Below are 2,345 nucleotides of genomic sequence, written 5' to 3'. Positions count from 1 at the left end.
AAAATTCAAGGCATACCGCTTATTGAGTGACCCAATCAATAGCCATTCATAATTTTAAAAAACTTAAATCATCTCGAGGGATAAGTCTGCCCATTTTTAAGTTTGATGGGAAAAAGCGGATAGAGAAAAGTGAAAATTTAACGAGCAACCATACTTATTTAGTTATAAAAACTAAATTTCCCTAACTGGCATTCACTTTTGGCAATTTAATGGGCAAATCACCTATAAAAAATCAAGTTATGAATAATGCAGGTTAGAATCATGGCTAAGTCGAAGACTTCGAATGATACGCTGGAAAGAATGGAAATTACCCAGAACGAAAGTAAGGAATCTAATATCGTTAGGGATTTCTCCACAGAAAGCTTATGAATGGGGAAACTCTCGAAAAGCATACTGGCGTATCGCGAAAAGTCCAATACTACACAGAACCCTAGGCAAAGCCTACTGGGCTAACCTAGGGTTAAAGAGCATATCTGCAAGATATAAGATTCTGCGTTCGACATAATTTGGAACCGCCGTATACGAGAACCGTATGTACGGTGGTGTGAGAGGGACGGAGGTTAGTCACCTCCCCCTATCTCAATTTTTATCTAAATGAGGTGATTTTTTGATAGGTTGTGTTATTGATGAAAGTGAATTTGTCTTACATGCAGAAGAAATAGGTGAAGATGTTGGTTTTCCTAACGTTCGTTTGGTCGGTTTATATAGCGATCATGACGAACGTTGTTTTTATTACATTGATTCTAATACGAAAGAAGTTTTAGATATGTTTCCAATAAAAAGGGGTGGTGAGTGTGAGTAGAAAGTATAAAAAGAAGGGTTGGGAAGAGAAAAGGGAGGAAGTTAATCAAGTTGTAGAAGAAATGGATAAAGCGATTGAGGGGCATTTTACCTCTCCTGAACAGATGAAAGAGTATTTGGCCTTTATGTCGAGGTTTTATCAGTATTCACCTAGAAACACAAGTTTAATCCAATCACAATTTAGTGGGGCAAAGGCAGTAGGAAGTTTTAAAAGTTGGAAGGATAAAGGTTTTTCGGTGAACAAGGGTGAGAAGGGAATTAAAATTCTTGTACCTAACAAAACAACACCTAAGTTTAAAGATGAACATGGTAAGTGGAAGAGTTTGCGTTTTGCTAATGAGTCTCAAAAAGAAAAAATCAAGAGTGGTGAGTTGGAGCAGGACAGGGGTAGGTTGTACTTCCGTTTAGGTCATGTGTTTGATATTAGTCAAACAAATGCGAAAGCAGAAGATTTGCCTGAGATATTCCCTAACAGATGGTTGGAAGGGGAGGTTGATAGCTATGAAACGGTCATGGATTCGTTAAGTGCAATTGCAAGTGATATGGGTGTTTCAGTAGGTGAACCATTCCATGAATTAGGGTCGGCAAAAGGGGCATATTATCATTCGGTGGAAGCTAGTAACAATGGTCTAAAGGGTTTAAGAGTAAGAAGGGGAATAAGTTTGATGCTAAGTTAAATATTAAAAATGGAAAAGTACAAATGAGTTTTAAATAGTAAGTTGTAGATGTAACTATTGCAAAAGTAGGTTTTTTCACCTTTAATTGGTTTAAAATGTAAGTACAAAGTATTAGGAGTAATTAGGAAAAAGAAATCTGTATGATAAGAGAAGTAATATGAGACAGATGTAGTGGTGTTCTTTTCCCATTTTTAACCTTTATCTATTGTTGTTTATGTAGTATAATTATTTGTATAATGTGTAGAAAAAATATAAAAAGGCATAGTGAAAATACAGAAGGATGGATTAAATGATTTTAAATGATGTCGACAAGCGATATTTAATGGATTTAATTCAAAAGGGAGAACCAATACCTGAGGATTATAAATATTTGTTATTCCCCGCAGAACAAGAAGAATATGAACTAACTTATGCTGGGAAAATGAGAAAAGAAGATATTTTATCAGGTGAGGATGGTACATTAGCTGTTCCTCTTCAAGTTGATCGAGTATTTAATGGCGGGAAGTACCCAAAACTTGAAGGAAATTGGCGTAATATGATGGTCTTTGGAGACAATCTTCAATTTTTAAAAACAATTTATGAGAATAAGGATCCTTTAATAAAGAATAAAGTTAAAGGAAAAGTTAAATTAATTTATATTGACCCACCTTTTGCGACTCAAGATGAGTTTCAAAACAAGGAAAGTGCAAAAGCATATACTGACAAGAAAAAAGGTGCTGAATTTCTTGAGTTTATGAGAAGAAGATTGATATTAGCTAAAGAAATACTAGCCGAAGATGGATCTATATATGTACCCTAGATTATTCATAGCCCAATCATAAAACCTGAATAAACCGCATCAAATCAATTAAAAATAACCAATCAATC

At 34.8% G+C, this 2,345-nt stretch carries 3 protein-coding genes and 1 pseudogene; all 4 read left to right on the top strand.

Going from position 1 to position 2,345, the window contains the following annotated elements; all coding sequences use genetic code 11:
* Positions 1 to 253: 253 nt before the first annotated feature.
* A pseudogene (locus ABD814_RS02895) lies at positions 254 to 505 on the top strand (group II intron maturase-specific domain-containing protein); the annotation flags it as partial.
* A 102-nt stretch (positions 506 to 607) separates the two neighbouring features.
* Complete coding sequence (locus ABD814_RS02890; protein ID WP_344910159.1) at positions 608 to 802, top strand: hypothetical protein; 195 nt, start codon at positions 608 to 610, stop codon at positions 800 to 802.
* A complete protein-coding gene (locus ABD814_RS02885) occupies positions 795 to 1,478 on the top strand; it encodes an ArdC family protein (protein WP_344910157.1) in 684 nt (227 codons plus the stop codon). The genes ABD814_RS02890 and ABD814_RS02885 overlap by 8 nt, the downstream gene beginning before the upstream one ends.
* A 289-nt stretch (positions 1,479 to 1,767) precedes the next feature.
* A complete protein-coding gene (locus ABD814_RS02880; protein ID WP_344910155.1) occupies positions 1,768 to 2,277 on the top strand; it encodes a DNA methyltransferase in 510 nt (169 codons plus the stop codon).
* Positions 2,278 to 2,345 lie beyond the last annotated feature (68 nt).

The organism is Amphibacillus indicireducens (genome assembly GCF_039539605.1).
GTDB classification, from domain to species: Bacteria; Bacillota; Bacilli; order Bacillales; family Amphibacillaceae; genus Amphibacillus; species Amphibacillus indicireducens.
This window is presented reverse-complemented; position numbering and strand designations above follow the sequence as displayed.

Excerpts from the sequence above, each read along its gene's own strand:
- ABD814_RS02880 (WP_344910155.1), top strand. The coding sequence starts at position 1,768 with ATGATTTTAAATGATGTCGACAAGCGATATTTAATGGATTTAATTCAA.